Origin of the sequence: Brevundimonas faecalis, from assembly GCF_040549405.1 — a bacterium.
Classification (GTDB): domain Bacteria; phylum Pseudomonadota; class Alphaproteobacteria; order Caulobacterales; family Caulobacteraceae; genus Brevundimonas; species Brevundimonas faecalis.
The window spans coordinates 86,072-111,791 of record NZ_JBEPTF010000004.1 but is presented as its reverse complement, the minus strand read 5'-3'; the positions used below and the strand labels follow the sequence as shown (position 1 = coordinate 111,791).

At 68.4% G+C, this 25,720-nt stretch carries 27 protein-coding genes; 11 read left to right on the top strand and 16 right to left on the bottom strand.

Annotated elements, in window-relative coordinates; genetic code table 11:
* Positions 1–70 precede the first annotated feature (70 nt).
* A complete protein-coding gene (gene rpsU / locus ABIE19_RS13880) occupies positions 71–304 on the bottom strand; it encodes a 30S ribosomal protein S21 (RefSeq protein ID WP_167177709.1) in 234 nt (77 codons plus the stop codon).
* Between the two features lie 189 nt (positions 305–493).
* Here rpsU and ABIE19_RS13875 point away from each other — a divergent pair, with 189 nt between their 5' ends.
* Entirely contained in the window at positions 494–1,159 is a 666-nt protein-coding gene (locus ABIE19_RS13875; RefSeq protein ID WP_354089807.1) for a COQ9 family protein, read from the top strand.
* Between the two features lie 24 nt (positions 1,160–1,183).
* Here ABIE19_RS13875 and ABIE19_RS13870 read toward each other — a convergent pair whose 3' ends face one another.
* Together ABIE19_RS13870 and purE are read right to left on the bottom strand one after the other, a co-directional pair.
* The gene (locus ABIE19_RS13870) at positions 1,184–2,272 is read right to left on the bottom strand and encodes a 5-(carboxyamino)imidazole ribonucleotide synthase (RefSeq protein WP_354089806.1); all 1,089 of its coding nucleotides are present in this window, start codon (positions 2,270–2,272) and stop codon (positions 1,184–1,186) included.
* 1 nt (position 2,273) lies between these two features.
* A complete protein-coding gene (gene purE, locus ABIE19_RS13865; protein ID WP_354089804.1) occupies positions 2,274–2,765 on the bottom strand; it encodes a 5-(carboxyamino)imidazole ribonucleotide mutase in 492 nt (163 codons plus the stop codon).
* A 137-nt stretch (positions 2,766–2,902) separates the two neighbouring features.
* On the opposite strand from purE, the gene ABIE19_RS13860 reads away from it, so the two are divergent.
* Positions 2,903–3,484: a GGDEF domain-containing protein gene (locus ABIE19_RS13860; RefSeq protein ID WP_354090089.1), complete on the top strand. Its 582-nt coding sequence runs from the start codon at positions 2,903–2,905 to the stop codon at positions 3,482–3,484.
* 54 nt (positions 3,485–3,538) lie between these two features.
* On the opposite strand, the gene ABIE19_RS13855 is transcribed toward ABIE19_RS13860, so the two are convergent.
* Positions 3,539–4,939, bottom strand: coding sequence for an amino acid permease (locus ABIE19_RS13855; RefSeq protein WP_354089803.1), 1,401 nt, complete (start codon positions 4,937–4,939; stop codon positions 3,539–3,541).
* A gap of 383 nt (positions 4,940–5,322) precedes the next feature.
* Here ABIE19_RS13855 and ABIE19_RS13850 point away from each other — a divergent pair, with 383 nt between their 5' ends.
* From ABIE19_RS13850 to ABIE19_RS13835, 4 genes are all read left to right on the top strand, one after another.
* Positions 5,323–7,050 carry an amidohydrolase family protein gene (locus tag ABIE19_RS13850; protein ID WP_354089802.1) on the top strand — a complete coding sequence of 576 codons (1,728 nt, stop codon included), beginning with the start codon at positions 5,323–5,325 and terminating at the stop codon, positions 7,048–7,050.
* Positions 7,051–7,121: 71 nt separating this feature from the next.
* Positions 7,122–10,073 carry a TonB-dependent receptor domain-containing protein gene (locus tag ABIE19_RS13845; RefSeq protein WP_354089801.1) on the top strand — a complete coding sequence of 984 codons (2,952 nt, stop codon included), beginning with the start codon at positions 7,122–7,124 and terminating at the stop codon, positions 10,071–10,073.
* Between the two features lie 92 nt (positions 10,074–10,165).
* Positions 10,166–11,998 (top strand): DUF885 domain-containing protein, encoded by a 1,833-nt coding sequence (locus ABIE19_RS13840; protein ID WP_354089800.1) that lies wholly within the window; start codon positions 10,166–10,168, stop codon positions 11,996–11,998.
* 137 nt (positions 11,999–12,135) lie between these two features.
* The gene (locus ABIE19_RS13835; protein WP_354089799.1) at positions 12,136–12,609 is read left to right on the top strand and encodes an Lrp/AsnC ligand binding domain-containing protein; all 474 of its coding nucleotides are present in this window, start codon (positions 12,136–12,138) and stop codon (positions 12,607–12,609) included.
* A gap of 66 nt (positions 12,610–12,675) precedes the next feature.
* On the opposite strand, the gene ABIE19_RS13830 is transcribed toward ABIE19_RS13835, so the two are convergent.
* From ABIE19_RS13830 to ABIE19_RS13820, 3 genes are read right to left on the bottom strand one after another with little or no spacing between them, the layout of a single operon-like run.
* The gene (locus ABIE19_RS13830; protein WP_354089798.1) at positions 12,676–12,900 is read right to left on the bottom strand and encodes a YdcH family protein; all 225 of its coding nucleotides are present in this window, start codon (positions 12,898–12,900) and stop codon (positions 12,676–12,678) included.
* 40 nt (positions 12,901–12,940) lie between these two features.
* Positions 12,941–13,408 carry a TIGR02444 family protein gene (locus tag ABIE19_RS13825; protein ID WP_354089797.1) on the bottom strand — a complete coding sequence of 156 codons (468 nt, stop codon included), beginning with the start codon at positions 13,406–13,408 and terminating at the stop codon, positions 12,941–12,943.
* Entirely contained in the window at positions 13,405–14,022 is a 618-nt protein-coding gene (locus ABIE19_RS13820; protein ID WP_354089796.1) for a UbiX family flavin prenyltransferase, read from the bottom strand. The genes ABIE19_RS13825 and ABIE19_RS13820 overlap by 4 nt, the downstream gene beginning before the upstream one ends.
* Positions 14,023–14,137: 115 nt before the next feature.
* Between ABIE19_RS13820 and ABIE19_RS13815 the strand changes: the two genes are divergently transcribed.
* Entirely contained in the window at positions 14,138–14,311 is a 174-nt protein-coding gene (locus tag ABIE19_RS13815) for a YdcH family protein (RefSeq protein ID WP_354089795.1), read from the top strand.
* A 75-nt stretch (positions 14,312–14,386) separates the two neighbouring features.
* On the opposite strand, the gene ABIE19_RS13810 is transcribed toward ABIE19_RS13815, so the two are convergent.
* Entirely contained in the window at positions 14,387–15,064 is a 678-nt protein-coding gene (locus ABIE19_RS13810; protein WP_354089794.1) for a DUF1013 domain-containing protein, read from the bottom strand.
* Between the two features lie 218 nt (positions 15,065–15,282).
* Between ABIE19_RS13810 and ABIE19_RS13805 the strand changes: the two genes are divergently transcribed.
* The gene (locus ABIE19_RS13805) at positions 15,283–15,930 is read left to right on the top strand and encodes a beta/gamma crystallin-related protein (RefSeq protein WP_354089793.1); all 648 of its coding nucleotides are present in this window, start codon (positions 15,283–15,285) and stop codon (positions 15,928–15,930) included.
* 77 nt (positions 15,931–16,007) lie between these two features.
* Here the strand turns inward: ABIE19_RS13805 and ABIE19_RS13800 are convergent, their stop codons facing one another.
* Complete coding sequence (locus ABIE19_RS13800; protein WP_354089792.1) at positions 16,008–16,979, bottom strand: NAD(P)H-quinone oxidoreductase; 972 nt, start codon at positions 16,977–16,979, stop codon at positions 16,008–16,010.
* Between the two features lie 76 nt (positions 16,980–17,055).
* On the opposite strand from ABIE19_RS13800, the gene ABIE19_RS13795 reads away from it, so the two are divergent.
* On the top strand, positions 17,056–17,259 hold the full coding sequence (locus ABIE19_RS13795; RefSeq protein WP_354089791.1) for a DUF1192 domain-containing protein: 204 nt from the start codon (positions 17,056–17,058) through the stop codon (positions 17,257–17,259).
* Between the two features lie 101 nt (positions 17,260–17,360).
* Complete coding sequence (gene rcdA / locus ABIE19_RS13790; RefSeq protein ID WP_354089790.1) at positions 17,361–17,885, top strand: protease adaptor protein RcdA; 525 nt, start codon at positions 17,361–17,363, stop codon at positions 17,883–17,885.
* A 48-nt stretch (positions 17,886–17,933) separates the two neighbouring features.
* Here the strand turns inward: rcdA and ABIE19_RS13785 are convergent, their stop codons facing one another.
* Both ABIE19_RS13785 and rpmE read right to left on the bottom strand, forming a co-directional pair.
* The gene (locus ABIE19_RS13785) at positions 17,934–19,490 is read right to left on the bottom strand and encodes a L,D-transpeptidase family protein (RefSeq protein ID WP_354089789.1); all 1,557 of its coding nucleotides are present in this window, start codon (positions 19,488–19,490) and stop codon (positions 17,934–17,936) included.
* A gap of 185 nt (positions 19,491–19,675) precedes the next feature.
* Complete coding sequence (rpmE, locus tag ABIE19_RS13780) at positions 19,676–19,900, bottom strand: 50S ribosomal protein L31 (RefSeq protein ID WP_354089788.1); 225 nt, start codon at positions 19,898–19,900, stop codon at positions 19,676–19,678.
* A 131-nt stretch (positions 19,901–20,031) separates the two neighbouring features.
* On the opposite strand from rpmE, the gene ABIE19_RS13775 reads away from it, so the two are divergent.
* The gene (locus ABIE19_RS13775) at positions 20,032–21,888 is read left to right on the top strand and encodes an ABC transporter transmembrane domain-containing protein (RefSeq protein ID WP_354089787.1); all 1,857 of its coding nucleotides are present in this window, start codon (positions 20,032–20,034) and stop codon (positions 21,886–21,888) included.
* A gap of 153 nt (positions 21,889–22,041) precedes the next feature.
* On the opposite strand, the gene ABIE19_RS13770 is transcribed toward ABIE19_RS13775, so the two are convergent.
* The 5 genes from ABIE19_RS13770 to ABIE19_RS13750 form a co-directional block, all read right to left on the bottom strand.
* The gene (locus ABIE19_RS13770) at positions 22,042–23,076 is read right to left on the bottom strand and encodes a glycerophosphodiester phosphodiesterase (RefSeq protein WP_354089786.1); all 1,035 of its coding nucleotides are present in this window, start codon (positions 23,074–23,076) and stop codon (positions 22,042–22,044) included.
* A gap of 228 nt (positions 23,077–23,304) precedes the next feature.
* Positions 23,305–24,111: an inositol monophosphatase family protein gene (locus ABIE19_RS13765; protein WP_354089785.1), complete on the bottom strand. Its 807-nt coding sequence runs from the start codon at positions 24,109–24,111 to the stop codon at positions 23,305–23,307.
* A 136-nt stretch (positions 24,112–24,247) separates the two neighbouring features.
* Entirely contained in the window at positions 24,248–24,814 is a 567-nt protein-coding gene (gene efp / locus ABIE19_RS13760) for an elongation factor P (RefSeq protein ID WP_354089784.1), read from the bottom strand.
* Between the two features lie 117 nt (positions 24,815–24,931).
* Positions 24,932–25,177, bottom strand: a complete 246-nt coding sequence (locus tag ABIE19_RS13755; protein ID WP_354089783.1) for a helix-turn-helix domain-containing protein — start codon at positions 25,175–25,177, stop codon at positions 24,932–24,934.
* The gene (locus ABIE19_RS13750; protein WP_354089782.1) at positions 25,177–25,674 is read right to left on the bottom strand and encodes a DUF2975 domain-containing protein; all 498 of its coding nucleotides are present in this window, start codon (positions 25,672–25,674) and stop codon (positions 25,177–25,179) included. The genes ABIE19_RS13755 and ABIE19_RS13750 overlap by 1 nt, the downstream gene beginning before the upstream one ends.
* Positions 25,675–25,720 lie beyond the last annotated feature (46 nt).

The following is a 25,720-nucleotide window of genomic DNA, read 5'->3' as shown; positions in this document are numbered from 1 at the left end:
TCAGGCAAAAGAAAAGGCCCGCTCCGGTCATCCGGAGCGGGCCTTTGATCTTTTCAGCCGCAGGCCGGTCTTAACGACCGCGGGGCTTCGGGGCCGGCAGCAGGCCTTCGCGCTGGGCGCGCTTGCGAGCCAGCTTGCGGGCGCGGCGGACAGCCTCGGCCTTTTGACGGGCGCGCTTTTCCGACGGCTTTTCGAAGTGCACGTGGCGCTTCATTTCGCGGAAGCTGCCTTCACGCTGCATTTTCTTCTTCAGGGCTTTCAGCGCCTGATCGACATTGTTGTCGCGGACAAAAATCTGAACCAGGGGTCTCTCTCCTTTGGCCGCCCGCCGCGTCCTTTCCAAGGGAGACGGGCAGACAAAACAAAACCACGCCCGAGAGGAGGCCTCCCGAGTGAAGGCGCGCTGATACATGATCGGCGGGGCCGTGTCCAGATCGTCGCGCCCAATCGTGATGGCTCGAAACGCCCGCCGGATGGGCGTATCCTGCCGCCCATGACCGAGACCGCCGAGACTGCTCCCAAAGGCGATTGGGCCGAGCGCACCGAACAGGCCGTTCTGGACGCGGCCCTGGAACGCGCGCCCGTCCTGGGCTGGAACGCCCGCCTGACCCGCGCCGCCTGCGAGGCCAGGGGCCTGTCCCTGGGGGATCAGGAACTGCTTCTGCCCAACGGCCCGCGCGACCTGGCGGCCCTGCTGTCGCGCCGTCACGACGCCCGCGCCCTGCAGGCCCTGGAGGCCACGCCCGCCGCCACGATGAAGATTCGCGAGCGAATCGCCGCCGCCGTCTCGGCCCGGATGGAGGCGGGCGCCCAGGACCTGGAGGCCTGCAAGCGCTGCGCGGGCTTCCTCAGCCTGCCGACCAATGTCGACCTGGGCTTCAAGCTGGCGTGGGAGACGGCCGACCACCTGTGGCGCTGGGCCGGCGACACGGCCACGGACCAGAATCACTATTCCAAGCGGGCGATTCTGGGCGGCATCCTGATTCCCGCCCTGACCATGCGCTGGTTCGACGGCCGCGAGGCGGCCGAAGCCTTCGTCGCCCGCCGCATCGACAACGTCATGGCCTTCGAGAAATGGAAGGCCGGCAAGGATTTCGACGCCCCGGTGCGCACGATCACCGACATGCTCGGCCGCATGAGATACGGCGCGAAGGCGTAACTCCCTCTCCCATCGGGAGAGGGGTCAGAGGATGCGATTCACGTGCGCCATCTTGCGCCCGGCGCGGGCTTGGCGCTTGCCGTAGAGGTGCAGGCGGGCCTTGGGTTCGGCGGCCAGGGCGGGCCAGTCCGCGACCTCGTCGCCCAGCAGGTTGGTCATCTCGATGCGGGCGTGAGCCTCGGTCGGGCCCAGGGGCCAGCCGACCACGGCGCGGACATGCTGTTCGAACTGGTCGCAGACGCAGCCGTCCTGAGTCCAGTGGCCGGTGTTGTGGACGCGCGGGGCGACCTCGTTCACCAGCAACTCGGGCTTTCCTTCGGCATCGGGTCCCATGTCGAACAGCTCGATGCCCATGACGCCGACATAGTCGAGGCCGTCCAGTACGGCGGCGGCGATCTGTTCGGCGCGTTCCTGGGTGGCGGAATCGACGGCGGCGGGGGCGGTGGTGGTCTTCAGCACCCCGTTCCTGTGGACGTTCTCGCCCAGGGGATAGACGGCCACGACGCCGTCGCGGCCGCGCGCGGCGATGACCGACAGTTCGCGCTGGAAGACGGCGGCGGCCTCCAGCACGGCGGGGAGGCGGCCGATGGCGTCGAAGGCGCTCGGGGCGTCGGCGGCGTCGCGGATCCAGACCTGGCCCTTGCCGTCATAGCCCTCGCGCCGGGTCTTCAGCAGGGCGGGCAGGCCGAGCGTTTCAACGGCGGCGGTCAGGTCGTCCAGAGTCGTCACGGCGGCGAAGGCCACGGTCGGAGCGCCCACGGCGTTCAGATAGGTCTTCTCGTCCACCCGGTCCTGGGCGACGGACAGGGCCGTCGGCCCCGGCGCGACCAGGGCGCCGGCCTCGGCCAGGGTCTCGACCGAGGCGGCGGGGACGTTCTCGAACTCGAAGGTGACGACGTCGCACAGGCGGCCCAGGGCCTGAAGCGCGTCAGGGTCGTCATAGGGGGCGGTGATCTGGGCGCGGGCCACGCGGGCGGCGGGGCAGTCGGGTTCGGGGTCCAGGATCACCACGTCGAAGCCCAGGCGCGAAGCGGCCTGGGCCAGCATCCGTCCCAACTGGCCCCCGCCGAGGACGCCGAGGGTCGATCCGGGGGGCAGGGGAAGCTGGGGCAAGTCAGTCCTCGACGGTTTCGGCGACGGAATCGGTCTGGGCGGCGCGGAAGGCGGACAGGCGCTCGGCTAGGCCGGGGTCCGACAGGGCCAGGATCTGCGCCGCCAGTATGCCGGCGTTGGCCGCGCCCGCTTCCCCGATGGCCAGGGTCGCGACCGGCACGCCGCCGGGCATCTGGACGATGGAGAGCAGGGAATCGAGACCCTTCAGCGCCTTGGACTGGACCGGGACGCCCAGCACCGGCAGATCGGTCATGGAGGCGGCCATGCCGGGCAGGTGGGCCGCGCCCCCGGCGCCGGCGATGATCACCTTGTGGCCCCTGGCCTTGGCGGTCGTGGCGAAGTCATAGAGGCGCTGGGGCGTGCGATGGGCGCTGACGACCTTGGCTTCCCAGGCGACGCCCAGTTGGTCCAGGCGTTCGGCGGCCAGCTTCATCGTGGGCCAGTCCGAGCGGCTGCCCATAATGATAGCGACAGGCGGCGTGGAGGCGGTCATGCGCAAAGGCTCCCCATGCGGAAAGCGGCCCGTTACAGCACACGCGTTGCGCCCGCAACCGAGGTCGCTAGAATCCTTGTCGTCGCGAGGGCCTGAGTCGCCCGGGACGGCGACAGCGGAGCCCTGACTTGACCGACGTGGCCGAACCGACTGCAGAGACCGATCTGCACGCCGAGATCGAACGGCTGCGCGCCGAAGTGACGGCCCTGACCGAGCGGGCCGAGCGGGCCGAGGCCCTGGCCGACCACGACGTGCTGACCCCGGCGCTGAACCGACGCGGCTTCATGACCGTGCTGGCGCGGAACCTGGCCTATTGCCGTCGGCACGGGGTCGAGGCGGCCCTGCTCTATCTCGACATGGACGGCTTCAAGGGAATCAACGACGGCCTGGGCCACGCGGCGGGCGACGCCGCCCTGCTGGCCGTGGCCGAACTGCTGCTGGAGAACGTGCGCGAATCCGACGCCGTGGGCCGCCTGGGCGGGGACGAGTTCGCCGTGGTGCTGATGAACGCCGGCGCCGACGAAGGGCGCGAGAAGGCGCGGCGGCTGGCCTCGGCTCTGGAAGATGAAGGCTTCGACTGGCAGGGCGCGCGCGTGGCCCTGGGCGGGTCCTTCGGCGTGCGCGCCTACGCCGGACAGACCGACGCCGAGGTCTGGCTGTCTGAAGCCGACGCGGCCATGTGGCTGCGGAAGAAGGCGCGGCCCGAGGCGACGCGCTGAGGAATTGAAAAGGGCGCCGGATCGACCCGGCGCCCTTTCCTCCATGGCGCGATTCTAGCCGTTCAGCAGGCTGCTGCGGCGGCTGTACAGCAGATAGACCGCCACCCCGATCACGTTCCAGACGACAAAGTTGATCTGGGTCGCGGCCGGCAGGCTGAAGAACAGATAGATGCAGCCCAGGATGGCCACTGGCCCGACCAGCCACCAGACCGGGGCGCGGAAGACGCGCGGGCGGCCCGGCTCGCGACGGCGCAGCACCATCAGACACAGGCCGACCGAGGCGAAGGCCACCAGGGTTCCCGCATTGGCCAGGGCGGCCAGGTCGCCCAGGGGGATGAAGCCGGCGATGATGGCCATCAGCACGGCCGTGCCCGCCGTGACGCGCACCGGTCCGCCAGACCGCTCCGACACATGGGCCAGGCCGCGCGGCAGCAGGCCGTCGCGCGCCATGACGAAGAAGATGCGGCTCTGGCCGAACATGAAGGCCAGGATGACGGTGGGCAGGGCCACCACGGCGGCTCCTGCGATCAGGGTGGCCCACAGGTCCGAGCCGACGGTGCGGATGATGTGGGACAGGGGCTCGGGCGACTTCATGAAGTCGGTGAAGGGCATGGCGCCCAGGGCGGCGACGGCCACGGCCATGTAGATGGCGACGCAGGCGACCATGGAGCCGACGATGCCGATGGTCAGGTCGCGGCCGGGGTTGCGGGTCTCCTCCGCCGCCGTGGCCACGGCGTCGAAGCCGTAGAAGGCGAAGAAGATGATGGCCGCCGCCGCCATGACCCCCATCTGCGCCCCGACCCCGTGCGAGAAGCCGTAGGGCATGAAGGGCTTCAGGTTGTCGGCGTTGAAGTGGGGCAGGGCGATGACGACGAAGGCGATCAGGGCGGCGATCTTGACCACGACCAGCACGGCGTTGATCGAGGCGCTTTCGCGCGTGCCCGCCACCAGCAGGGCGGCCACGGCCCCGACGATCAGGACGGCGGGCAGGTTGACGATTCCGCCCTGGGACGGGGCCGAGGTCAGGATGGCGGGCAGGCCCAGGCCGATCCCCTCCATCATGCCCGAGAAATAACCGGCCCAGCCGACGGCCACGGCCGAACAGACGACGGTGTATTCCAGGATCAGGCTCCATCCGACCATCCAGGCCGCCCCCTCTCCCAGGGCGGTGTAGGAATAGGTGTAAGCCGAGCCCGAGACGGGGATCATCGACGCCAGCTCGGCATAGGCCAGGGCGGCGCAGACGCAGACGATCCCGGCGATGACGAAGGCCAGCATGACGGCGGGGCCCGCCCGTTCCGCCCCCACCCCGATCAGGGTGTAGATGCCGGTGCCGACGATGGCGCCCACGCCCAGGGCCACCAGGTGCGGCCAGGACAGGGTCTTCTTGAGTCCATGCTCGGAGGGCGGCGCCTCCAACGACGGCATGGCGCGTCGGCGTGTAATGAAGTCCATACATCTCCCCCGAGAACGGGCGGTCGACATCCGGAAGGAAGTTCGCAATTCCGTCGGCAGACCGCATGAAATATCGCCATGAACCCTAAGGGCGCATGGAGGATGCGCTGGGAAATTCCTTCCAAGCAGCGCGTTTGGCAGCGTCTCGACTGGATGATAAATTCAGTTTTGGCGCAGAAACAACGCCATCACGCGTCTTTTGACCGAAAAATGGGCAATTCGAACTTGCGGGTCGTTTTTCGGCGCTCCGGTGAATTTTATTCCGGCAAGGCGGCAATATCCGAAACTCCTCTCGGTCGCTAAGTGGTAGCGAATTGAATACGGGAGAGCGGCGCTATTCAGCCGCCGGGGCGAGGGGCCCCGATCTTGGGAGGGACGACGGCTTGCAGACGACGGGTGGAATTCGTGCGGTTGCAGACGGTCTGGGCCGCGGCTTGGGCTGGGGACTGGGCGCGGTTTGCGCGGCGGCCCTGATGCTGGCGGCGACGCCGGCGGGGGCGATCTCGGGCCATGCTCAGACGCCGGCCCAGGCGTCCGCTCAGGCCTCGGCGCCGGCCGGTCGTGCGACCCTCAATCCCGCCCCGGCGCGACGCGCCGACGAAGGCTTCGGTCCCTATCCGCTGATGGTGATCCGGGGCGCGACCCTGATCGACGGCACGGGCGCGCCGCCCATGGGGCCGGTCGACATCGTCATCCAGAACGACAAGATCACCGACATCATCCAGTCCGGCTGGCCGGGCATGCCAGAGCGCCAGAACCGTCCGCCCCTGAACGCGGCGCACGAGATCGACGCGCGCGGCATGTACGTCATGCCCGGCTTCGTCGACATGCACGCCCACGGCGGCAGCCCTCAGAAGGCGCCGGACCTGGAATATGTCTACAAGCTGTGGCTGGCCCACGGCGTGACCACGGTGCGCGGCGTCAGCCTGGCGTCGCAGGACATCGCCGTGTCGGAAAAGGCCCGCTCGGCCCGCGGCGAGATCGTCGCCCCGCGCATCTACAACTATCAGACCATCGGTTCGGGCTGGTCGCGGGGCCGCATCCGCAATCCGGAAATGGCGCGCGAATGGGTCCGCTGGGGCAAGGCCAACGGCATCGACGGGATCAAGTTCTTCCTGCGCGGCGATGAAACGCCCGAGGTGGTCCTGGCCGCCATCGACGAGGCCAAGAAGAACGGCATGGGCACGGTGGCCCACATCGCCCAGCCGGGCGTGGCCCAGTTGAACGCCCGCGACCTGGCCGAGGCGGGCCTGGGCACGGTGACCCACTTCTACGGCCATTTCGAAGCCCTGCTGGGCGGTCGCCGCATCCAGAACTACCCGACCGACTACAACTTCTACGACGAGCAGAAGCGCTTCGGGGAAGCGGCCGAGATCTGGAAGGAGGTCGAGCCGGGCACGCCCGAATGGTTCGAGTACCTGGAGGAGCAGAAGAAGACCGGCGTCGTCTTCGATCCGACCATGACCATCTACGCGGCCTCGCGCGACCTGATGCGGGCCCGCAACGCGCCGTGGCACGAGCTGTACACCCTGCCGTCGCTGGCCGACTACTTCCAGTCCACGCGCGACAACCACGGCAGCTATTTCTTCGACTGGACGACCTCGAACGAGGTGGCCTGGCGTCACTTCTACGAGCGCTTCATGCGCCTGGTGAACGACTACAAGAACATCGGCGGGCGGGTGACGGTCGGGTCCGATTCCGGCTTCATCTGGAAGCTCTACGGCTTCGGCTACATCGAGGAGCTGGAGCTGTTGCAGGAGGCGGGCTTCAACCCGCTGGAGATCGTTCGCGCCGCCACCATGGACGGGGCGACCACCCTGGCCGAGCCGACCGGCCAGGCGCCGACCTTCGGCGTGGTGCGTCCGGGCATGAGCGCCGACCTGGTCATCACGTCTGAGAATCCGCTGGCCAACTTCAAGACCCTGTACGGCACCGGCCATGAACGCCTGAGCCCGGAAAACCGCATCGAGACGGTGGGCGGGGTGCGTTGGACGGTCACGCGGGGCGTCGCCTACGACGCGCCCGCCCTGCTGGCGGACGTGCGGGCCATGGTCGAGCGCCAGAGGCGCGAACGCGGCGAAGCCCCTGCGGGAGCCGCGTCGGGACGCTGATCATCGAATTCGTCGGCGCGGGCAGGAGGAGATCGCGCCGATGTGAAAATCAAAAATAAAGAGGGGACCACATGAGACTGTCAGCCTATCTGAAGACCGGAACCATGATCGCCGGCCTGGCCGTCATGGCGACTGCGCAGCCCGTCTGGGCGCAGGAAGCCCCGGCGTCCGCCGCCGAGCAGGAGGAGACGGTCAGCGCCGTCGCCGACATCGTCGTCACCGGCTCGCGCATCCGCCGTCCGAACGTCGAGGCCTCGACCCCGGTCAACGTCGTCGACGCCCAGGAAATCGAGAACACCGGCGTCACCAACCTGATCGACGCCATGGCGCGCCAGCCTCAGGTCGGCCTCGGCAGCTCGGCGGCCAGCACCACCAACTCGGTCGCGGGCCAGGGTCTGGCCACGCTGAACCTGCGCAACCTGGGTTCCAGCCGGACCCTGGTCCTGGTCAACGGCCGCCGTCATGTGGCCGGCTCCAGCGGCACCAGCGCCGTGGACGTCAACACCATCTCCAAGACCACCATCGCCCGCGTCGACACGGTGACGGGCGGCTCCTCGGCCGTCTACGGCGCCGACGCCGTGGCCGGGGTGGTCAACTTCATCACCAAGCAGGACTTCGACGGCGTCGCCTTCCAGTCGCAGTACGGCTCGGCCGACGGCCCCAGCACCTACTTCGGCTCGATCGCCGTGGGCCGGAACTTCAACGACGGCCGCACCAACATCATGGGCGCCGCCACCTACGACAAGACCGAAGGCCTGTACCGTCATGAGCGCGACTACGCCATGAGCGGCCTTGCCTACATCCCGAACCCGAACAAGAAGAGCCCGAACGACGGCCTGCCGTCCTTCATCATGGCGCGGGACGTCTACACCAACATCACCAACGACTCCTTCACCCCGGTGATCGTCACGCCGATCGGCGCGAACGCGGCCTACAGCCTGACCTTCACGCCGGACGGCAAGCTGGTTCCCTTCGATCGCGGCCAGATCACGGTGGACGGCGCGGGCCGTCCGCAGAAGTTCTCGATCGGCGGCGACGGCTTCAAGTTCCGTGAAGACGCCCTTCGCACCCCGGTGGAGCGTTACGGCGGCGAACTGCAACTGCGCCACCAGTTCCAGCCCACGGGCGGCTTCATCACCGAGCTGAACCTGTTCGCCGAGGGCAAGTATTTCCACACCGAGGCCACCAGCCAGCGCGAAAACGGCACCTTTGCCGGCGACGTGCCCGGCACGGCCACCGGCAACGCCTATCGCATCCAGGCCGACAACGCCTTCCTGCCCGACGACCTGAAGACCATGCTGACCACGGCCGGGGTGACGCAGTTCGACATCACCCGCAACGACCGCGACTTCGGCATCCGCACCTACGAAAGCGTCTACGACACGACCCGCTTCGTGACCGGCTTCGACGGCGCCTTCGCCAACGGCTGGCGGTTCGAGGCCTATATCAACTACGGCCAGACCAAGTCGGAGTTCACCAACTTCGACCGCCTGCAGAAGGAGTTCTACGAGTCGATCGACGCCATCCGCGAGAACGGCCAGATCGTCTGCCGCAGCGTCGACGCCCGCAGCCGCGGTTGTAAGCCGCTGAACCTGTTCGGCGCCGGCATCGCGTCGCAGGAGGCCATCGACTACTCCTACATCTACACGGTGCGGAACGATATCACCCGCCAGTGGAACGCGGTGGCCAGCGTCAACGGCGAACTCTTCTCCTATCCGTCGCTGTTCAGCGGAACCAGCCTGCCCGTATCCTTCGCGGCCGGCGTGGAGTGGCGCAAGGAATACGCCCGCTCGGTGCCGGACATCCGTTCGCAGAAGGGCCTGATCTTCCAGAACGCCCAGCAGATCACCGAGGGCCGCTATGAGTCCAAGGAGATCTTCGGCGAGATCAACCTGCCGCTGCTGGCTGATGTTCCCTTCGTCCAGTACCTGGATCTGACGGCGGCCTATCGCTACCAGGACTACACCACCACGGGCGGCGACAGCAGCTACGGCGTCGGCCTGGAATGGACGATCAACCGCGACATCCGCTTCCGGGGCAACTACGCCAAGGCGGTGCGTTCGCCGAACATCAACGAACTGTTCGGCGGCGGCAGCGAAGGCTACAACCTGATCGACGATCCGTGCGACGCGACGCGCCTGAACCTGGGCAACGCCTCTTCGAACCGGAAGGCGAACTGCGCGGCCCTGGGCCTGTCGCCGAACTTCGTCCAGTCGACGGCGACCCGGCCGGTGGTCAGCCAGGGCAACCCCGCCCTGAACCCGGAAGAGGGCGAAACCCTGACCCTGGGCGTAGTGCTGACGCCGTCGTTCCTGCCGGGCTTCGCCCTGACGGTCGACCACTACAGCATCAAGATCAGCGACGTGATCGCCTCGCTGGGCTTCCGCAACATCATCAACAACTGCGTCGACAGCCCGACCCTGAACAACCCGTTCTGCGCCAGCGTGTCACGGGGTTCGGACGGCAACATCACCCGGGTTCTGAACCAGGTGCTGAACGTGGCCGAGTACACCAACTCGGGCTGGGACATCACGGCCTCCTACCGCACGGACCTGGCCAAACTGGGCCTGCCGGACTACGGCTCGCTGTCGTTCAGCGCGACGGGCGGCCTGCTGGACGAGCTGACCTACGATCCGGTTCCGGGCGATCCCAGCGTGCGTGACGAGCAGGCGGGCGAACTGCCCAATCCCAAGCACCGCATGAACTTCCGCGTCACCTGGGACTACGAGAACCTGTCGGTCTCCTACGCCAACCAGTACCTGGGCAGCATGGTCCGTAGCAACCAGGATCCGGCCGGCGCCTACGAGCCCTACAAGGCGCCGTCGTGGGTCACTCACGACATCCGCGCCGAGTATCGCTTCGACAAGTTCTCGGTCTTCGCCGGGGTGAACAACTTCACCAACGAGGAACCGCCTCAGACGCCCTTCACCTGGACGGGCACCTCGCTGAGCAGCGGCTTCAACGGCAGCATCTACAACAACCTGGGCCGTTACGTTTACGTCGGCGTGAACGCCAAGTTCTGATCCATGTCAGGAGAAGCCGCCCGGCGACGGGCGGCTTTTTCCGCATCCGAGGCGTCGCAGAGCGTCCCGAAAACTCCGAGGGGGGAGACAAGATGAAGACCCTGATCGCAAACAGCGCCGTCGCCGCCGCCCTGGGCGTGCTGCTGACCGGCGTCGCCCTTTCGCCTGTCGCGGCTCAGACCGCCCAGGCCGCCCAGGCCCAGGCCGCCGTGGCGCCGCCGCAGACCGACCTGGACCGCCGCTTCCGCGCCATCGCGGATGAGGAATACGCCTGGCGTCAGAAGGAAATGCCGTCGCGCTCGTCCAAGCCGACCACCCTGCCGGACGTCAGCGCCGCGACCCAGCAGCGCCGACTGGCCTACTGGACCGACGTCCAGAACCGGCTGAAGGCCATTTCGCCGGACCAGCTCTCGCCGTCGGAACGGACCAACTACGCCGTCTACAAGCACCAGATCGACAACTACGTCGATGACGGCCGCCACCGCTTGTACGAGATGCCTTTCACGGCCGACAGCTCCTTCTGGTCGTCGCTCTCGGGCATGGGGAACCAGACCTACGTCACGGTCGAGGACTACGAGCGCTACCTGTCCCAGCTGCGCGACACCCCGCGCTACTTCGACCAGCAGATCACCAACATGCGGGCCGGCCTGGCGCGCGGCTTCACCCAGCCCAAGGCCTCCCTGGTCGGACGCGACGTCTCCATCACCGCCGTGACCGATCCGACCGATCCGCGGCAGAACCCCTTCTACAAGCCCTTCATCGACATGCCGGCGATGATGTCGGAGGCGGACAAGCAGCGCCTGCGCGCCGCCGCCGTCGAGGTGATCCAGCAGCAGGTCACGCCGTCCTATCGGACCCTGCTGACCTTCTTCCGCAACGAATACATGCCGGGGGCGCGCGATACCCTGGGGGCCAACCGCCTGCCGAACGGCGAGGACTTCTACCAGACGCAGATTCGCCAATACACCAGCGTCAACCTGACGCCGGACCAGATCCATCAGATCGGCCGGGGCGAGGTCGCCCGCATCCGCGCCGAGATGGAGGCGGTGATGCGCAGCACCGGCTACACCGGCAGCTTCGCCCAGTTCCTGAACTTCCTGAAGACCGACCCGCAGTTCCAGTACGAGAAGCCCGAGCACCTGCTGTGGCACGGCGCCTGGGTCATCAAGAAGGTGGACGGCAAGATGGGCCAGTATTTCGGCCTGCGTCCGCGCGACACCTTCAGCCTGGTGCCCGTGCCGGACAGCATCGCGCCCTTCTACACGGCCGGTCGCGGCGGCAACGGCAGCTGTCTGCTGAACACCTACGACCTGCCTTCGCGGCCCCGCTACAACATCCCGGCCCTGACGGTGCACGAGTGCAACCCCGGTCACGCCTGGCACGGGGTCCTGCGCCGCGAGCACGCCAAGCTGCCCGAGTGGCGGTCCCAGGCGGGCATCTCGGCCTTCGGCGAGGGCTGGGCCCTCTATACCGAGAAGCTGGCCGTCGAGATGGGCATCTATGAAAACCCCTACGAGGACTTCGGCCGACTGAACTACGAGATGTGGCGCGCGGCGCGTCTGGTCATCGACACCGGCCTGCATTCCAAGGGCTGGACCCGCGACCAGGCCATCGCCTTCCTGTCCGAGAACACGGCCCTGTCGGACCATGAGATCGGCACGGAGATCGACCGCTACATCACCTGGCCGGGCCAGGCCCTGGCCTACAAGCTGGGCGAGATCGAGATCGTGCGTCTGCGCCGCGAGGCGGAGCGCCAGCTCGGTTCCTCCTTCGACATCAAGGCCTTCCACGACCATCTGCTGGCCCTGGGCGTGGCCACCATCCCCTCCATGACGGCGGAGATGGAGGCCTTCATCGCCGACAGTCGGCGCACCGCGACGGCCGCGACGGCCGCGACGGCCGCGACGGCCGCCAACGGGGCCTGAACGGCGTTCGCGTCGTCATGACTGGACCGGCCGACGTCGCCCTCCAACGGCGTCGGTCCGACCGCCTGCCGAATCCATTGCGGATCGGCAGGCGGTTTGACATTCTCGGGAAGGGTATTTGAGTGGGAAATGGGCGCGTGAGTGTATCGGACTACAGGCTGGATGACGCGGATCGGCGGATCCTGCGGGTCCTTCAGCAGGACGGGCGGATAACCAACCAGGACCTGGCGGCCGCCTGCAACATGTCCGCCTCCTCCTGCTTCGAACGGGTGAAGCGCCTGCGGGAGCGGGGGGTCATCGTCGGCTATACGGCGCTGATCGATCCGCGCTTCGTCGAGCGCGAGCTGCTGATCTTCATCGAGGTCCTGCTGGACCGGACCACTTCGGACATCTTCGACCAGTTCGCCGAACGCATCCGTCGCTCGCCCGAGGTGCTGGAGTGCCACATGGTCGCCGGCGGCTTCGACTATCTGGTGAAGGTGCGGATGAAGGACATGGCCGGCTATCGCGCCTTCCTGGCCGACACCCTGATCATGATGCCGGGCGTGCGCGAAACCCGCACCTACGCCGTCATGGAAGAGGTCAAGGACTCGACCGTCATCCCCGTCTGAGATTCATCGTCTGAGGTTCATCGTCTGAGGTTCATGTCCCTCTTCCCGGCGGGAGAGGGAAGGCCGTCAGGCGATGATGTCGGGCAGGATGCGATCCTCGATCTTCACGATCTCGTCGCGCAGGGCCAGCTTCTTGCGTTTCAGCCGGGCGATCATCAGCTGATCCGGAATGGGCATATGGCCCAGGGCCTCGATCGAGGCGTCCAGATCGGCGTGCTCCTGTTGCAGAGCCTTCAGCTGCGTCCGCAGCTGTTCGTCCTCTTCGGACAGGAAGGGTTGGTCGTCGTTCATGCCTTGCCCCGTAAGCCCCGTTTTTATAGCCGAGCGCCGGTCAGGCGGAAAGTCGTTCAGCCAAGGTCGATAGGGCCGGACGCGGCGTGACGCGGTCCCAGAGGCGGGCCGTCGACACCAGTCCGTCCAGCACCGGGCGCGGCCCGCCGGACGGGGCGGGGGCCAGACCCTCCAACTCGACCATCAGACGACGCTCGGCGTCCAGCTCCAGCGCCTTGACCTGGACGCGCAGGGCCTGGCGGGCCTCGTCGTCGATGTCCGGCACAGGCGCCTTCAGGGTGCGGCGCATAGCGCGAAGCGGGGTCGTGATCACCCGGTCATAGGCGCGGGCGGCGTCGCAGGCGGCCTCGATCGTCTCCTCGTCCGGGCGGCGTCCCTCGACGGCGGCCCAGGCGCTCCAGAGCAGCAGGGGAACATTCTGCTCGTGAAAGTCCTGCAGGCTCAGGCAGGCCTCGGCCACGCCCGGCCGGCCATAGGCCTTCACGGCCCAGTCCCAGAAGGCGCTCATGCCTCGCCCGCGCCCTTCAGGCCGCTCCAGCGGCGCACGGGCGCCCAGTCCAGGCCGAACAGGTCCAGGGCGCGCCCGACCGACTGGTCCACCATCTCGGCGATGGAGGCGGGCCGGGCGTAGAAGGCGGGCAGGGGCGGGGCGATGACGGCGCCCATCTCGGCCAGGGCCGTCATGGTCCGCAGATGGCCCAGATGCAGCGGCGTCTCGCGCACCATCAGCACCAGGGGGCGGCGTTCCTTCAGCGTCACGTCGGCGGCGCGCGTCAGCAGGGTGGAGGTCACGCCCGTGGCGATCTCGCCCATGGTCCGCACCGAACAGGGGGCCACGATCATGCCCAGGGTGCGGAAGGAGCCGGAGGCGATGGAGGCGCCCACGTCGGTCAACCGGTGGACCACGTCGGCCCGTCCGGTCAGGTCGTCAGGCGTCAGATCCGTCTCCTGCGACAATGTGAGCAGGGCGGCCCGCGTGACCACCAGATGGCTCTCCACGCCCAGTTCCCGCAGGGCGTCCAGCACCCGCACGCCGTGAATAACGCCGGAAGCGCCAGAGATTCCAACGGCCAGGCGCGGGGGCGTCGGCCTGCTTACGGTCGTGTTCAAAACATCGGCCATTTCTGCATCCACATTATCCGCGTTCGGAGCGGCCGGAGGTCACCGCAATGTGATTCCACAGCCGATCGTTCCGGGCGCTCAGTGTAGTGGTCCCTAAGACATGGAGGCGCAAGCCATGACCATCGAGGCTCGTATTCGCGAACTGGGAAACCGTCACCGCTCGCTGGATGAGACCATCCAGCAGGAGATGCGCCGACCCACCGCGGACCCGACACACCTCAGGGAACTCAAGCAGAGAAAGCTCAGGCTGAAGGAGGAGATCACCAGTCTCGAAACCCGGGCCCACTGACCCGATCATCCTGAAAACAGAAACGGCCCCGAAGATTTCTCTTTCGGGGCCGTCGTCATGTCCGGGGTCCGGCGATCAGTCGTCGTCGCGCGAACCGAAGACCGATTCCGCCGTCGGCTCGGCGCCGGGACGGACGCGTTCCTCGGGAACGAAGTCGGGCTCCTCGGCCTCGACCGGGGCCTCTTCGATCGACTGCAGGGCGGCGCCGGACTTGAGGTCGTCCTTGGCCTTCTTGTCGGCGGCCTTGCGGACGACTTCGTCCAGCTGCAGCTGGCCGACCAGGCCCAGGGTCACGGGATCGACCGGCTTGATGTTGGCCGAGTTCCAGTGGGTGCGGTTGCGCACGCTCTCGATCGTCGACTTGGTGGTGCCCAGCAGCTTGGCGATCTGGGCGTCGGTCACTTCCGGGTGGTTGCGAACGAACCAGGCGATGGCGTCCGGGCGGTCTTGGCGACGCGACACGGGCGTGTACTTGGGGCCGGACTTGGTCGGCTTCAGCAGTTCGGCGTGGCGGCTGACCACGGCCTTCATGCGGTAGTTGGGGTCGGCCTGGGCCTTGTCCAGCTCGTCGCGGGTCAGCTGACCGTTGACCATGGGGTCGGCGCCGCGGATGTCGCGGGCCACGTCGCCGTCGGCGATGCCGCGCACTTCCAGCGGGTGCAGGCCGCAGAAGGCGGCGATCTGCTCGAACGAGAGCGAGGTGTTGTCCACCAGCCAGACCGCAGTGGCCTTGGGCATCAGGATGTCGGTCATGGGGCGTGCGTCCCGGCGTCTGCGGCCCGGAAACCGGGCGTTTGAAACAACGGCGCCCGACCTTTCGGCCGGGCGCGAGACATTCCGTATAGGCCCATTCGCGGCAAAAGAAAACGTTGTCCGACTGCGCCATACAGCAGCGGTTCATCCTGGGTGTTGAACATAGAGGGGCGAGGCGCGTTGTGCGCCCCGGAAGACTTAACTTTGGAGAGACGTCCGTGAAGCAGTTCGTCATCGCAGCCGCAGGTCTGGTCATGGCGACCGGCGGTGTTTCCTTCATCAGCGCCGGTTCGGCCGAGGCCCAGGCCGTGGCCTACGGCGCACCGCGCGGCTCCTACGCCCAGACCTGCAGCGGCTCCTATGTGAACCGGGGCCGCCTCTATGCGGACTGCCGCGACACGCGCGGCGCCATGCGTGAAACCTCGATCGAGCTGGCTCGTTGCTCCAGCGAGGAGATCCACAACGACAACGGCCTGCTGGTCTGCGGCCGCAACCGCGGCGACTATGAGGACAGCAACCGCCCGGGTCGTCCCGGTCGCCCTGATCGTCCCGGCGGCGGTTGGGGGGGCGGCAACGGCGGCGGCTGGGGCGGCGGCTCCGGTTCGATCACCGTCTACCGCGACGCCGACTATCGCGGCCAGTCGCAGACCTTCAACAGCGAGATCCGCAATCTGCGCGACTATGGGATGAACGACGCCATCAGCTCGGTCCGCCTGTCGCGCGGCTCATGGGAGCTGTGCGAGCACGCCGACTTCCGCGGCCGCTGCGAGGTCGTGCGCGGCGACATCCGTACCCTGCGCGATCTGGACTTCAACGACCGCGTCTCCTCCCTGCGTCCGGCGGGTCGCGGCGGCGGCCGCTGGTAAGCCGCTCAGGCCTGAAAGGAAATGGGGCGGGAGGCTTCGGCTTCCCGCCCTTTTTCATGCCCGGAATCGGCTCTGGATCAGGGAATCAGGACGATCTTGCCCACGTGATCGCCGGCTTCCAGCCGGGCGTGGGCGGCGGCGGCCTCGTCCAGGGGGAAGGTCGCCTCGACCTGAGGCCGGATCGCGGCCGAGACGATCCAGGGCCAGACCGTCGCCTCCACCGCCGCGGCCAGGCGGGCCTTTTCGTCGGCGCTGCGGCTGCGCAGGGTCGAACCGGTCAGGACCAGGCGCTTCAGCATGATCCGCATCAGGTCGATCGGGGCCTGACCGCCGGTCAGGGTCGCGATGACGACCCAGCGGCCGCCGGGATTCAGGGCGTTCAGGTTCAGCTCGGCATAGGCCGCCCCGACCATGTCCAGCACCACATCAGCCCCGCCCGCGGCCCGGATCGCCTCGGCCAGGTCCACGGCGGTGGCGTCCAGGCTGACGTCGGCGCCCAGGGCGCGCGCGGCCTCGGCCTTGGCCGCCCCGCGCGAGGTGGCGATGACGCGGGCGCCCGCCGCCTTGGCCGCCTGGATCGCCATGACGCCGATGCCGCTGGTCGCCCCGTGGATCAGCAGGGTCTCGCCCGCCTTCAGCCCGCCGGCTTCGAAGACGTTGGCGAAGACGGTGAAGGCGGTCTCCGGCAGGGCCGCCGCCTGGACGAAGTCGAGGCCTTCCGGGATCGGCAGGGCGTGCCGCGCGTCGACCACGGCGTATTCGGCGTAGCCGCCTCCGCCCAGCAGGGCGCAGACCCGGTCGCCGATCCGCCAGCGCTCGACGCCTTCGCCCGCGGCCTCGACCTCGCCCGCGATCTCCAGGCCCAGCAGGTCCGAAGCCCCAGGCGGCGGGGGATAGAGGCCCATGCGCTGGACGATGTCGGGCCGGTTGACGCCGGCGGCGCGCACCCGCACGCGGATCTCGCCGGCCGCCGGGGCGGGCAGGGGCCGCTCCCCCGGACGCAGGGCCTCGGCTGGACCCCGGCCGCCCTCGATCTCGATGACCCTCATTCCGCTCTCCCTTGCATTCGACGCCGTTCGAGCGCTTTCATAAGGGTTGGTTCGGTCGCTGGCCACGGAGACGAGGATGTCGTTCGAAGAACTGGAGCCCCGGCCGGGTCGCGGCGAGGCCCTGGCCGGCCTGGGACGCGAAGACCTGGATCTCTACGCCGTCGAGGAACTGCATGAGCGGATCGTCGCCCTTGAGGCCGAGATCGCGCGGTCCCGCGCGGCCATAGAGGGCAAGGCTTCCAAGCGCAGCGCCGCCGACGCCCTGTTCAATTTCCGCTGACGACCCTCTCCTCGCCGGCGACAGTTCGTGGCATGACGATTGCAGTACCGGTCCGCACACGGTCGTTCTGACCGTTTTCCAGACGGACGCGCGTGACATTCATGGGTAGGACCGAAGTGACGGCCATTGACGCTGACGCCCTGGGGGCGCGTTCGCGCACGACAGAAGTGCTGGATTTCGCGCGTTCCGAGCTGTTCGACCGCACCTTCCGCGAAGGCATGGAGCTGGTCGAGGAGACGGCCGCCTATCTGGACGGGGACGGGCGGCAGGATTCGCGCCTGCTGTCGCGCGCCGCGGCCCTGGCCTACGCAGGGGAAAGCATGAAGCTGACCACCCGGCTGATGCAGATCGCCTCCTGGCTGCTGGTCCAGCGCGCGGTGCGCGAGGACGACATGACGGCGGCCTCGGCCTGCGAGCCGCGCTATCGCCTGGCCGAGCGCAAGGTGGAGGCCTCGCCCGGCCGTCAGGAACTGCCCATCGCCCTGATCGAATACGCCGTCCGGGCCGAACGTCTCTATGACCGTGTCCAGCATCTGGACCGGCGCATGTATGTGGACGGCGAGGACGACACTCCGGTCAATCCGGTCCAGAACCAGCTCGACCGCCTGCGCGCCGCCTTCGGCTGACGCCCCTTATCCTCCCCTGCTCGGCAGGGGAGGGCTAGGTCGTAAGGATCAGGGCGCGATGTCGTTCGGATCGATCGGCGCGTCGGCCACCACGCGCGGCAGGTTGACCGCGATGCCCAGGGCCTGGGCCAGCTTGGCGTCCCGCTGATAGACGTCCTCGCGGAAGGCGACGCGGCCCTGGCCGTCGACGAAGGCCGTCCAGTAGAGCAGGCGCACGCCGATCTCGCGTCCGGTGGTGACGCGGGTGGTCTCGCGGCTGTCCTGGGCCGTGTCGAACTGGGCCAGCTTGGCCGGATCGGGCTGCAGCAGCAGGCGGGCGAACTCGACCGCGTTCTGCACGCGGACGCAGCCGTGGCTGCGCTGGCGCACCGACAGGTTGAAGGCCGCCTTGGACGGGGTGTCGTGCAGGAAGATGGCGTAGCTGTCGCGCAGCTCGAACTTCACATAGCCCAGGGACGAACGGGGACCGGCGCGCTGCACCACCCAGCCGTCGCTGTTCACATACATGTCGTTGGCGGCCAGATAGCCCGGCCCCTTGGGCAGGATTTCGCGCCGGGCGATGCCCATGGGCACGGTCCAGGGCGGATTGGCCACGACCGAGGCGAAGGGCTTCTCCAGGCTGGGGGTCTGGTTCTCGGACGAGCCGACGACGACGCGGTTGGAGTGAACCGGCTTGCCGTCCTTCCAGTAGACCATGATGGCGGCGGCGGTGTTCACCTCGATCCGCTCGGGCTGGAGCTCGCGCTTCAGCCAGCGGCGGCGTTCCAGGTTCAGGGCGATCTGGCGGGCGCGGTCCTCGGCCGAGGCGCCGAGCGAACGCTGGGTCGCCGGGCCCAGGCGGCCGTCCGTCCCCAGGCCGTGACGGACCTGGAAGCTGCGCACCGCCTGCTGCAGGTCGGAGCCATAGGCCAGGTTGCCTTTCAGGCGTTCGCCGGCGGCGGCGGTCAGGTCCCCCTCGGCCACCAGTCGCGCCACCAGGGCGGGAATGCGGGCGTCGCTGGCGCCCGGCTCGATGGTCGGGCCCGGGCGGAAGGCGGGCCAGCCGCCCGCCCGGGTGATGCGGCGATAACGGGCGTAGCCGGCCGACAGATTGGTGTAGCCGAGGTCCGTCGGCGCCAGGGTGTCGAACCACTGGCTCAGCCGGTTCGCCGATACGGCGTCGGTCAGGCCGCGCGGGATGTCGACGCTGTTCTTCTGCATCTCCCACAGCTCCTCGACCGTCTCGGGGCGGACGCGCCCCTCGGCCAGGACGCGGGCGTAGGTCACGGCGGCCGCCGTGGTGCGGATCTCGGCCGTCTCGCGGTCGGCGGCCAGGCCGACGAAGTCGAAGAAGTCCCCGACGGGCAGGGCGTGGCGCTCGGCCCCGGCGGCCACTTCCTGAAGGACGCGCAGGCGGTCGGCGGTCCAGATCGGCTTGCCGCCGGTCAGTTCATAGACCTTGCGGACGTCGGCCTGGACTGCGGCGGGCAGGCGGGCGGCCTGGGCGTCGAAACCGGCGATGAAGACCTGGGGATCGACTGAGCGTTGCTGGGCCGCCGCGCTGCTGCCTGCCGCCAGGGTCAGTGTCGTCGTCGCGACGCCAAGGCCCAATTCCCGTCGGTTCATGTCTTCTAACTCTTTAGTCCGATCCGGCGGCGAGCCCATCGCCCGCGCCCCAGAGGAACGAACGCGGCCATGTTATCGGCGTTCCGGCCAAACAAAAAGCGCCGGCCCAAAGGACCGGCGCTGATGTGGCGAATTCGTCGCAGCCCGTGGTCGAACGCCCCCAGGGCGCCCGATGGGCGAACGGCTTACTTCTTGATGAAGCCGCCGAACTTGTTGTTGAAGCGCGACACGCGGCCGCCGCGGTCCAGCAACTGGGCGTTGCCGCCCGTCCAGGCGGGGTGGGTCGACGGATCGATGTCGAGCGACAGGGTGGCGCCTTCCTTGCCGTAGGTCGAACGGGTCTGGAAGGAGCTGCCGTCGGGCTTGACCACCGTGATGAAGTGGTAGTCGGGGTGCGTGTCCGCTTTCATAGATCTGATCCGTCTCTGCGCGACGACGATGCCGACCGTCACTGCGCGTAAATAGAGAATCCCGCCGCGAAGGCGACGGGAACGAGCGGCGGCGTTTACACCGGGGGGCGTTCCGGGGCAAGAGCGCCGTCATGACCCATGCTGATCCCCAACGTCACGCCCAACCCGCCGGCCAGGCGGCCGGCCGCCCCGGCGCCGGCGCGCTGCTGGCCGAACAGATGGACGAGGCGGGGGGCAAGCGGGCCAAGAGCCGCAACATCCGCCCCCTGGCCCGGCTGCTGCCCTTCCTGGGACGGCACAAGCTGGACGCGGCCATCGCCGGGGTCTGGCTGATCGGCTCGACCGTGGGCTCCCTGGCCCTGACGGCGACGGCGCGCGGCGCCATAGACCAGGGCTTCGAGAACGGCGGGCGTCATATCGACCTCTGGTTCCTGATCCTGGGTCTGAACGCCGTGGTCCTGGGGCTGGCGACGGCCTTCCGCTACTTCTACGTGACCAAGACGGGCGAGCGGGTCATCGCCGACCTGCGCACGGCCCTGTTCCAGCGCATCCTGACACTGGATCCGGTCTTCTTCGCCCACATGCGCACCGGCGAGGTCCTGTCGCGCCTGACGACGGACATCCAGCTGGTCGACACCCTGCTGACCACCTCGGTCAGCTACGCCCTGCGCAACTTCCTGACCCTGATCGGCGGCGTGGTCCTGCTCTTCTTCGTCAGCCCCAAGCTGACGGGCTTCGTCCTCCTGATCGTGCCGGTGCTGATTGTGCCCCTCTTCCTGTTCGGCCGCGTGGTGCGCCGCCTGACGGTGAAGTCGCAGGACACCTTCGCCGGGGCCGTGGGCTTCGCCGGGGAAAGCGTGGACGCCATCGAGACGGTCCAGGCCTTCGGGCGTGAAAGGAGCGCCATCGGCCGCTTCGGTGCCGCGGTGGAGGAGGCCTTCGGCGTCTCCCTGAAACGGATGCGGGCGCGGGCGGTGATGACCGCCATGATCATCGTCGTCATGTTCGGCGGCGTGACCCTAGTCCTGTGGCTGGGCGCGCAGGACGTGATCGCCGGGACCATGACGCCGGGCGCCCTGCTGCAGTTCGTCCTGCTGTCGGTCTTCGCCGCCGGGGCCGTGGGCGCCCTGGGCGAAAGCTGGGGCGATGTCCAGAAGGCCGCCGGGGCCATGGAGCGGATCGACGAGCTGATGCGGGCCGTCCCCGCCATCGCCCCGCCGGCCAACCCGGTCGCCCTGCCGCAGCCGCCGCTGGGCGAGGTGTCCATGTCGGCGGTGGACTTCGCCTACCCCGGCCGTCCCGACCTGCCGGCGCTGAAGGGCTTCAGCCTGACCGTGCGTCCGGGCGAGACCGTGGCCCTGGTCGGTCCGTCGGGGGCGGGCAAGTCGACGGTCTTCCGCCTGTTGCTGCGCTTCTACGACCCGCAGTCGGGCCTGGTCTCGGTGGACGGCGTCGACGTGCGCGCCGCCGATCCGGTCGAGGTCCGCGACCGCTTCGCCTGGGTGTCGCAGGAGGCGCCGCTCTTCTCGGGCTCGGCTCTGGAGAACATCCGCTTCGGCCGGGAGGCCGCCTCCCTGGACGAAGCCCGCGCCGTCGCCGCCGAGGCCCAGGCCCTGGGCTTCATCGACGCCCTGCCGGAAGGTTTCGACACCCCCCTGGGCGAGCGCGGCAAGAGCCTGTCGGGCGGCCAGCGCCAGCGCCTGGCCATCGCCCGCGCCCTGGTGCGCGAGGCTCCCATCCTTCTGCTGGACGAGGCCACCAGCGCCCTGGACGCCGAGAACGAGCGCCTGGTCCAGGCCGCGCTGGATCAGGCCATGGAGGCCCGCACCACCCTGGTCATCGCCCACCGCCTGGCCACGGTCCTGCGCGCCGACCGCATCGTCGTCATGGACGGCGGCAAGGTGGTGGAAGAGGGCACGCACGCCGAACTGACGGCTCGCGGCGGTCTCTACGCCCGCCTGGCCCAACTGCAGTTCCAGGGAACCTAGGGTTCTTTCCTCCCTGTCGCGAAGCGATGGGGAGGTGGCGCGGCGGCGCAGCCGACGTGACGGAGGGGGCGACTCCACGGCTCACGCCTGCGCCGCCCCCTCCACCGCTTTGCGGTCCCCCTCCCCACGCGTGGGGAGGAAAGCCGGCATTGTCTAACGCGCCCCGACCGCCATCCCCGGAAAGTCGCTGAACACCGCATCGACGCCCAGGTCGCCGAAGGCCTTCAGATAGGCGTCCAGGTCGCCGTGGTCGGCGGGGCCTTCGCCCCGGCGCAGTTCCAGGGGCAGGAAGGCGTTCTCGGCGCGGAAGGTCCAGACCACGACCTTCAGGCCCGCCGCATGGGCGTCGGCGACCAGGGCGGTCGCGGTCAGACTGCGCCCCGCCTGATCCCGGGGCAGGATCATCCCGGTCTCGACCCCCACGGCGTCGGCATAGGCGGCGACGGCGCGCAGGCCTTCCGGCCTGCTCATGGCGGCGTAGGTCAGGTCGGGGCGATCGACCGGGCCGCCCGCCGCGCTCATCAACTGCAGCAGGGGCGCGTCGATGCGGGTCTTCAGCCGCTCCAGGGGGCCGACCTCGAAACACTGGATCAGGATGGGCGCATCCGCCCCCGTCAGGCCCTGACGCTCCAACGTCGCGACGAAGGTCTCCTCCATCGGCAGGCCGATGCTCGCGAAGTAAGACGGGTGCTTCAGCTCCGGCGCCACGCCGATCACGCGGCCGACCCGCGCCCCTTCCTCGCGCGCCAGGGCCACGACCTCGTCGAAGGTCAGGATGCCGTCCCGGCCGTCGAAGGCGGTGTTGCCGGGGCGCAGCAGGGGCAGGCGCTCGCGGGCGCGCAGGGTCTTCAGCTCGGCCAGGGTGAAGTCCTCGGTGAACCAGCCGACCGTCTCGACCCCGTCGATGACCTTGGTCGTCCTGCGATCCGCGAACTCGGGCCAGTCGGCCACGTCGGTCGTGCCGCCGATCTCGTTCTCGTGGCGCACCACGAAACGACCGTCGCGGCTCATGACCAGATCGGGCTCGATGAAGTCCGCGCCCTGTTCCACCGCCAGCCGATAGGCCGAGGCGGTATGCTCGGGTCGCTCGCCGGACGCCCCGCGATGGGCGATGACCTGGGGCGACGACAGGGACATGGCGGGGGTTCCGCTGAGAAGAAGGGCGAGGGTCAGGATGAGACGGATCATGCCGCGAAGCTAGGGCGCTCGCGCGACAGCTTCATGATCACGCCTTCTTCTCCTCCCCTGCGCAGCGGGGGAGGGGGACCGCGCGCAGCGTGGTGGAGGGGCGAAACTCGTGCGCCGGTTTCCGGGGCGGGGGCGGCGGTGAAAACCGGGTCAGCGTCGCGGATGGAGCCGCCCCCTCCACCGCTCCGCGGTCCCCCTCCCCCGTGAACGGGGGAGGAGATAAAAGCGTCACGCCCCCTGCAGGATCTTGCGCAGCTGCGGCTGAAGTTCAGGGTTGGCGGCGACGATCTGCTTGCCCTGCTTGGGGTCGCCGTCGATGTCGATGGTCGTCACCAGGCCGCCGGCTTCGGTGACCAGCAGGATGCCCGCCGCCACGTCCCAGGGCTGCAGGTTGCGCTCGTAATAGGCGTCGAAGCGGCCGGCGGCGACCCAGGCGAAGTCCAGGGAGGCGGCGCCCAGGCGGCGAATGCCGGCGACGCGCTGGCCCACGGCGTGGATGTCCTTGATGGCCTGGGCGTGGCCGGTCTTGCCGATGAAGGGCAGGCCGGTGGCGATCAGGCTCTCGTCCATCATCTTGCGGCCCGCGATGCGGATGCGCTGATCGTTCAGGTAGCAGCCCTTGCCCTTCTCGGCCCAGAACATCTCGTTCATGACCGGGTTGTAGGTGACGGCGGCCACGATCTCGGACGAACCGTCGGGGTGGCGACGTTCCAGGCCCACCGTGATGGCGAAGTGGGGCATGGCGTGCATGAAGTTGGTGGTGCCGTCGATCGGGTCGACGATCCAGGTGTGCGACTTGTCGGTGCCCTCGACCATGCCGCGCTCCTCGCCCAGGAAGCCGTAGCCGGGGCGGGCCTTCAGCAGCAGTTCGAACAGGGTCTGCTCGGCCTTGACGTCGGCGGCGGTGACGAAGTCGCCGGGTCCCTTGCGCGACACCTGGAGGTGCGCGACCTCGCCGAAGTCGCGAAGCATCGGGCGGGCGGTCTTGCGGACGGCGTCCATCATGACCTGGAGCAGGGCGGAAGCGAGGGCCATAGGCGTTCTCCTGGTCCGTCGATCCTTGAAAGGCCTGTGGCCCGGATGGACGGAGAAGCAAAAGGGGCGCGGACCATCCGCGCCCCTGCAGTCTTGTCTTACAGCGCCCGGCCTTGACCGGGAAAGACGGTGTTTTTTAGTCCGCGCGGCGGACGTACTCGCCCGAGGTCGTGTCGACGATGATGCGCTCGCCCGCTGACATATAGGGCGGGATCATGATGCGCACGCCGTTGTTGGCGATGGCGGGCTTGTAGGAGGAAGAGGCCGTCTGGCCCTTCACGGTCGGCTCGGTCTCGGCGACTTCGAGAACCACCTGTTCCGGCAGCTCCAGGCCGATCGGGCGGCCTTCGTGCATCTCGATGACCACCTTCATGCTCTCTTGCAGGTAGGGGATGCGGTCTTCGCCGACCCAGTCCTTCTGCAGTTCGATCTGCTCGAAGGTGGCGTCGTCCATGAAGACCAGGCTGTCGCCGTTGTCGTACAGATAGGAGAAGTCCTTCTGCTCGAGCGTGACGCGCTCGACCTTGTCTTCCGAACGGAAGCGCTCGTTCAGCTTGTTGCCGGTCTCGAGGTTCTTGGCCTCGACGTTGGCGAAGGCGCCGCCCTTGCCGGGCTTGACGTGGCTGGCCTTGGTGACGACCCAGAGGCCGCCGTTGTGCTGCAGGACCATGCCGGGCTTGATGGTGTTGCCGTTGATTTTCATTGAAACCGCTGGGATCGAAAGGGCAGGGGGCGGCCCGGCCGCTTGACAGGCGGGCGCGCGAAATCGCCGCGAGCCGTAGAGGAAGCGCGGAAAAAGGGCAATGGGGCGCTGATGGCGTCAGTCGATCTCCTTGCCCTCGGGCGGGGTCAGGTCGGCGGGGTCCAGATCATAGTCCAGCAGGTCGCCGGGACGGCAGCCCAGGGCGGCGCACAGCCGGGCCAGGGTGCTGAACCGGATGCCCTTCACCTTGCCGGAGCGGAACAGCGAGAGCTGGGTCTCGCTCAATCCCACCTGGGCGGCCAGGTCGCGAGCCTTGATCCCCTTGGCGACGATCAGGGCGTCCAGGGTGACGCGGACGGCCATCAGATCATCTCGTCCAGCTCGGCCTGGACGGCTCCGGCCTGATCCACCACCCGGCCCAGCAGGAACAGGGCGCCGCCGATCATGCCCAGGGTCATCCCCGCCACGTCGAAATACAGATAACCGCCCTTGGCGGGGTCGATCAGCCGCAGCAGGTTGGTGACGACGAAGACGCTGATCACGCCGCCGAAGCCCAGCGACAGGCCGACGCGGCGCAGGGCGGAGGCCAGGGTCGGCTGGATCAGCCTTCCCCGCGCCAACTGCCCCATGGCCCGACCGATGAACCAGACGCCCATCAGGTAGAAGGCGGCGGGCGAAGCCCAGATCAGGTCGCCCGCGGCGCGACGGGCGAAATCCGGCGGTCCGTCGCGAAGCCAGACCATGGCCGGCGCGATCACATGCATGAGCAGCAGCAGCCCGCCCACGCTGCACACCATGAAGACCGCCAGCCAGCGGTACTGGCCGCACAGGCGGCGAAAGCGGTCGAGGTCGCGGGTCACGGGGCGCTCCAAATCTGTCTCATCTTTAATCTTGACTTAAAGTTCT